Genomic DNA, 5,126 nt, shown 5'->3' with positions numbered 1-5,126 from the left:
TGGACTACGATCTGGGATACTTCGATGATGAGACATGCAGGCTTGAACCTTTGCCGAACCCTTTCGGTCCAAAAGTGTTACCTATGTCTCAGGAATAAAACGTAACCTATGTGTCCAGAACGGACCGAGAAAGAGTGGCGACCCCTGCAGGAATCGAACCTGCGACAACCTGCTTAGAAGGCGGAAAGCAAATCCAGCATTCTCAGGCCTTCCGGCGAAACGGTTTACAATTACTGCCCAGAAAATCATTGAAGAAACTCTGGCTGATGTAAACGGTTTTGCCCTAAGCTGCCGGGATGATGACAGCCTATCAACCGAAATACAAATGGCGCCGAACGAAGATCGACGACAACGACGTGCCGACCGATAACGACTGGTCAGGGTATGACGGGGAGATTGACGTTGGGAGGATTCAGCTACAGCCGCACGGCCCGATGAAGGGACAGTGGATGTGGGCCGCGAATGGGCCACGAGTGCGGAAACGATTGCTGCCGCATCAGGGGTTCGAACCCGAAGGCCGGGAGGCGATGCGGAAAGTCGAGGACTATTATGATCGTCTGCTGGCTGCCAATGGGCTAAACCCCGGCGTCTAGCGATCGCTGCCCGCGCTTTGCTTTGGGACGCTTCTCGCCCCGCACCTGTATGTACTCTTCCTTGACCATCAGCATCTCAGCGGCGATTGCTGCAGCTACGAATGCCGCCCTCGCCTGTTCAGGGTCTCTGTGGCCTTCCATGGCCTCAAGGCACATTGTCTGGGCTCGCACCCATTCCTTGCCCCGGTTCTCTTCCGGCCAGCGATAGAGCAGGCTATAGGCCAGATCCGACAGCGTTGCATGCCGGCGCATGGTGATGCCCTTGCGCTTCTCGACGCAGACAATGCAGTCTCTAATGCTGATGTGCTCACCTACGTATTCTGTCATGCCGTCACCTCTGGCCGAATCAGGTGAGGATTGGAGCCGGAGAGTCAAGGTGCGTTTATGAGATTCTTCTAATTTGTCCGTTAGGGGACGCTGAACCCGCCTCGGATCAGGAACGCGATCACGCCAAGAATAACCCCGGTCAAGATCGTCCTGTTCACCCATTTCAGAGTGCCGCCGATCTCGTCAGTTTTCGACGTCATGGATTTCCCAAGCTCATCAATCTTCTTGTCGATCGACGTAAACCGTTGGTCCATGTTCTTGAACTGCTCGTCTTTGCGGGCGTCGTTAATGTCGCTCAAGCGTTGCCACTTCTCTAGGTCTCCGAGCCGTTGAGAGTGAAGGGTTGATTGGTGCTCGAGGCTGACGACTCTCGTGCGGAGGTCATAATCCATCTCAGTGCTCGGTGGGTTCAATTCCTATGCCCCTTTGAATGCTATGCCTGTCTGTTAGGAAATTGGAAAAGATTGGGCAGGCATTGTTGGGCCAGCCACTCTCGTTCCGCGAGATCGAGTTTGGTCAGGTCGGCGCAGTGCTGGAACACGAGCGCCGGCCGCTTACTTTCGCTTCATGATCGCCGCTGCAATCGCGCCAATGCCCGACGATGCGGCCTGCAGACCGAAGAACGACAGAAGGATTGTCCCCTCGTATTCGTCGAAGGGAGCCGGGAATTTCGCGATACCCCAGCCAAGCTGAAGGTTCGTGTCGATCGTCACCAATACGAGATGGGACACGAAGCAGCCCGCGATGAGGAACGTGATAATCCTCATCTCCAAGAACCCAGCCGTAGCGACCCGGATTTCCTTCGAAGCGGTCCTGGCGGAGATTTCCGCGTCGATAGCCTTCTCTACGGTCTCGCTCTTGATGCGCTGGCGTTCGGTTTCGCTGTCAATCTTGCGATCTACCGTTGCCAGAATGCGATCAAGAGGGCCCTTGAAGAGGCCGAGGAGAAGGCTCCAGAGCATCTACTTTGCCCAGCCCATGCGATGGGCAACGACATAGGCCAGTTCGGTTAGAGCTCCAATGCCGAGGCCGACGAGCATGAGGAGGTCAGGGTCAGAGGCGAGCGTGTCGCCGGTTCCTGCGTCAAGGTAACCCTTGGCGATGAGGGCGCCTGCGAGGTATCTCAGGGCGATTCTTGCTATCACTGCTGGCATGGTCTTACTTCCTTGTGAAAACGTTGGCGATTGCTTCAATGAGCTTGGCGAGCCAATTGCCCTCAGAGACCTGCTGCGGCTCGATGACGACGGGCTTGGGAGTTGCTGCGGATGCTGGCTGTGGAGCAGGAGTGACGACAGGCACACCGCCAGCCTCTTTGATGGCCGACAGGAAGGCCGTGTAGTAGCCGCCGATCAGTTCCCACTTGTCGGTCACGTTGACCGTGCGGCGGGCGTTCTTGAGGTCGTCAGGGCCGTTTGTCGGGAGGTAGGCGGCAATCCCCTTCCCGGCTCCGTTCCATCGACCGTCAAGCAAGCCCTTGATCATCACCCGCGCCGAGATGACCGGATCGAGCATCTTGTCGGGATAGGCGACGAGATCATAGGCCGCATCGGCTGACGAGGTGTCGTAATTCTTCAGCCAGGTGAGCTGGACCTGCCCGCGACCATAGTAGACGTGGCCGTATTTCCCCGCTGGCTTGCCATATTCGCGCTTGGCGACAATACGGCGGGCGCTGGCGTCATCCTTCGCGAAACCTTCCCTGACGGGAACCATACGGGCGCCGGTCTCGTGGTAGGCGGTGGCGAGAGCATAGGCGAGCGTCTTGTCTCGTCCATCTCCATGAGTGGCGAAGGCATCCAGAATGCCGTTGATGCCGTCCACTTGTGACTGACTGAGAGACGTGCCGAAAACACCGGATGCGCGACGGCGCAACGCGGCGAAGAAGATCGCGCGATCCATTGAAAGCTCCAGATTGTGAGGTTTAGAAAGGCTTTGCCTTGAGCAGATACCGGCCGGCGATGGCCGAGGATGAACCCATTGAACCGGCCACCAAACGCAACTCAGACTGCTGCGCAGGTTGACATCGAAGACCTATGCCGGTTAGCCCTATCAACCACGATTAGACAGGGCCAAAACAAAGTGCCGGATAATATCCCTCGATTTCACAAAACGCCGTCCCTTACAGAAATGTCGAAGTCTTTATTCCAGCCGCCAACCGCTGGAGACTACGGCGCTTCAGCGAACGTTCGCCATTTCTTCGGAATTGACATTCTTCGCTCGTTCGCAGCGGTCGTCATCTTGATTTGGCATTATCAGCATTTCTTTTCGCTTTCCGGCACGACCTTCGATCGATCAACTCAACCGTTTTACGCGTTATTGATGCCGTTCTACGAATATGGCTATTGGGCCGTTGGCGGCTTCTGGGTCATCTCTGGGTTTGTCTTCGCACACGTTTATGGCGATCGGGAAACAACGATAGCTTCGTTCGTTTCTGCGCGGTTCGCTCGCCTATACCCCTTGCATTTCATAACTCTTGTCGCGATCGGGGCTATCCAGATTGTGAGCTTCAACCTGCTAGGGCACTACACGATGGTGGCCGGAAACTCTATGACAGACTTTGTCCGGCATCTTTTCTTCATATCGGGCTGGGGCTTTACGGATGCTGTGAACTTTAACGGCCCGATCTGGTCAGTCTCCGTAGAGCTAGCAATCTATGCGGTCTTTTTCATCCTCGCGAGGCGGCTTTTCTCTTTTGGCCTACTGGTCCCGTGCTTCATTGTGATCACTATGGCCATGCTGGTGAACGAGCAATCCCCCGTAAACAACTTCCACCTCTGCGCGTTCTTCTTCTTTGCCGGCTGCGCGCTTTACTATTGGCTCATCCGGTTCAGAAACCGGCCGATAATCCTCTTCGCCCCAGCCGTTGTAAGCGCATTCTTCTTTATTTATTACACCGCTAGCGGGCTCTTGCCGCACATGCGGTTCTACAATGTTCAGTTCTTCCTTTTCCCACCGATCGTCTTGCTCGTCGGCTGGATGGATTATCATCCCAAAGTACAGCAGCGATTGAAGCCACTGAAATGGTTCGGGGACACCACCTATTCTTCCTATTTGTGGCACTTTCCTACCCAGGTGTTGATCATCATGATTTTCACCTACCTCGGTCACTCATCGCACATCTTTGAGAAACCATTGACGCTAATCGGGTGGGTCGTAGGCATGGTGGCGCTCTCGCATATGTCCTTCGTCCATATTGAAAAGCCGTTACAGCGCTTCTGCCAATCAGCATTTAAAATTGCTTGGGCGACGGCAGACCGAGCTTAACATGGGCGTGTCTCGAAGCCTCAGATTTTGGAGGCGGCTTGGAAGAAACCATCTAGCTGCTCGTCCGTGAAGCCTAATGCATTGAACCCGGCTTGCAGCATCGGTTCCGATTTAACGAAGGTGCCAGAGTACTCATAGGCGATCTGGACCGCTTTGGACTGTGAGGCAATCCATGCGTCCACCTGATCGAGCAGGCCAGATGCGAGGAGCTGGAGCTTGAACTGACGAGCTGAAACGATTTCGACTGGTGGAGGTGGTGGATTTTGGAAAGACAGGACTTCTGGGTTGTCGTCAGGAAGCTCCTCTTCCGCCACGCCTTTGCACAGGAAGGCATAGACGCCGTTGATCTTGCCGTTGTCATCGCGTTGAACGAAGCTCATCCGTTAATCCCCCTGGTGTCGATCCAGCCAATGCTTGCAAGGGCGTTTGTGGATATCGTGCCTGCGCCGATCGTGGTCGACCATGTAATGTTGGCCGAAGTGTCGGTGTAGATTCCGCCGAGAATGGTCGTCGTATCCAGCCCTGCCGATTGGGATTGCTGGAAGTTGAAAAGCGTTGGCGAACCTGTCCCATCGGAGATAAAGTTTGTAGCGACAGAGGACGCGTTGGTTAGAAGGGTTGACACCAACATCGGCTGTACGCGAATGCCGAAGGGGGCCACTGTCTGGACCAAGGTCGCTCCGACCGCCGCAGTGCTGCTTCTGATGATTACCGCGGCGCCAGCAAGAAGGAAGCGGTTCCCAACTTGCAAGAACAGACGGTTTGCCCCGCCTGTGCGTAGAATGGAACCAATGCGGCGTTTGCGGTCGTAGTTTGCCGGCATCGTTGGTGATGTCGCGGAAAGCGAAAACAGAACATCGACAACGCCCGTGTCAGACCGCTGGATCAGAAATACGTGATATGTGTTGTCCCCAACCGAACCGGTGTCTAGTCCACCCTGATTGG

The 5,126-nt window shown here is 55.3% G+C and carries 9 protein-coding genes; 2 read left to right on the top strand and 7 right to left on the bottom strand.

The features are described from left to right. Window positions 1–299 precede the first annotated feature (299 nt). The gene (locus IB244_RS31235; RefSeq protein WP_246734804.1) at window positions 300–593 is read left to right on the top strand and encodes a hypothetical protein; all 294 of its coding nucleotides are present in this window, start codon (window positions 300–302) and stop codon (window positions 591–593) included. On the opposite strand, the gene IB244_RS31230 is transcribed toward IB244_RS31235, so the two are convergent. The 5 genes from IB244_RS31230 to IB244_RS31210 all read right to left on the bottom strand — a co-directional run bounded on the left by IB244_RS31230 (window position 576) and on the right by IB244_RS31210 (window position 2,816). Continuing rightward, entirely contained in the window at window positions 576–920 is a 345-nt protein-coding gene (locus IB244_RS31230) for a DUF982 domain-containing protein (protein WP_192306918.1), read from the bottom strand. The genes IB244_RS31235 and IB244_RS31230 overlap by 18 nt on opposite strands. Window positions 921–1,000: 80 nt before the next feature. After that, the gene (locus IB244_RS31225) at window positions 1,001–1,312 is read right to left on the bottom strand and encodes a hypothetical protein (protein WP_192306917.1); all 312 of its coding nucleotides are present in this window, start codon (window positions 1,310–1,312) and stop codon (window positions 1,001–1,003) included. Window positions 1,313–1,474: 162 nt separating this feature from the next. Then, window positions 1,475–1,882, bottom strand: a complete 408-nt coding sequence (locus IB244_RS31220; RefSeq protein WP_192306916.1) for a hypothetical protein — start codon at window positions 1,880–1,882, stop codon at window positions 1,475–1,477. Further along, window positions 1,883–2,074 carry a hypothetical protein gene (locus IB244_RS31215; protein ID WP_192306915.1) on the bottom strand — a complete coding sequence of 64 codons (192 nt, stop codon included), beginning with the start codon at window positions 2,072–2,074 and terminating at the stop codon, window positions 1,883–1,885. A 4-nt stretch (window positions 2,075–2,078) separates the two neighbouring features. After that, window positions 2,079–2,816 (bottom strand): glycoside hydrolase family 19 protein, encoded by a 738-nt coding sequence (locus IB244_RS31210; RefSeq protein WP_192306914.1) that lies wholly within the window; start codon window positions 2,814–2,816, stop codon window positions 2,079–2,081. A 78-nt stretch (window positions 2,817–2,894) separates the two neighbouring features. Here IB244_RS31210 and IB244_RS31205 point away from each other — a divergent pair, with 78 nt between their 5' ends. Further along, window positions 2,895–4,181: an acyltransferase family protein gene (locus tag IB244_RS31205; protein WP_192306913.1), complete on the top strand. Its 1,287-nt coding sequence runs from the start codon at window positions 2,895–2,897 to the stop codon at window positions 4,179–4,181. 20 nt (window positions 4,182–4,201) lie between these two features. Here the strand turns inward: IB244_RS31205 and IB244_RS31200 are convergent, their stop codons facing one another. Together IB244_RS31200 and IB244_RS31195 are read right to left on the bottom strand one after the other, a co-directional pair. After that, on the bottom strand, window positions 4,202–4,561 hold the full coding sequence (locus IB244_RS31200; protein WP_192306911.1) for a hypothetical protein: 360 nt from the start codon (window positions 4,559–4,561) through the stop codon (window positions 4,202–4,204). Continuing rightward, a partial coding sequence (locus IB244_RS31195) for a hypothetical protein (protein WP_210334367.1) occupies window positions 4,558–5,126 on the bottom strand: 569 nt, incomplete at its 5' end. The genes IB244_RS31200 and IB244_RS31195, both read right to left, overlap by 4 nt.

The organism is Rhizobium sp. RHZ02, assembly GCF_014851575.1.
In the GTDB taxonomy this organism is placed as follows: Bacteria; Pseudomonadota; Alphaproteobacteria; order Rhizobiales; family Rhizobiaceae; genus Rhizobium; species Rhizobium altiplani.
Note: the sequence above shows the minus strand (reverse complement) of the source record. Positions and strands in the feature narration are given on the sequence as shown.

Excerpts from the sequence above, each read along its gene's own strand:
- IB244_RS31200 (WP_192306911.1), bottom strand. The coding sequence starts at position 4,561 with ATGAGCTTCGTTCAACGCGATGACAACGGCAAGATCAACGGCGTCTAT.
- IB244_RS31215 (WP_192306915.1), bottom strand. The coding sequence starts at position 2,074 with ATGCCAGCAGTGATAGCAAGAATCGCCCTGAGATACCTCGCAGGCGCC.
- IB244_RS31210 (WP_192306914.1), bottom strand. The coding sequence starts at position 2,816 with ATGGATCGCGCGATCTTCTTCGCCGCGTTGCGCCGTCGCGCATCCGGT.
- IB244_RS31235 (WP_246734804.1), top strand. The coding sequence starts at position 300 with ATGACAGCCTATCAACCGAAATACAAATGGCGCCGAACGAAGATCGAC.
- IB244_RS31225 (WP_192306917.1), bottom strand. The coding sequence starts at position 1,312 with ATGGATTATGACCTCCGCACGAGAGTCGTCAGCCTCGAGCACCAATCA.
- IB244_RS31230 (WP_192306918.1), bottom strand. The coding sequence starts at position 920 with ATGACAGAATACGTAGGTGAGCACATCAGCATTAGAGACTGCATTGTC.
- IB244_RS31220 (WP_192306916.1), bottom strand. The coding sequence starts at position 1,882 with ATGCTCTGGAGCCTTCTCCTCGGCCTCTTCAAGGGCCCTCTTGATCGC.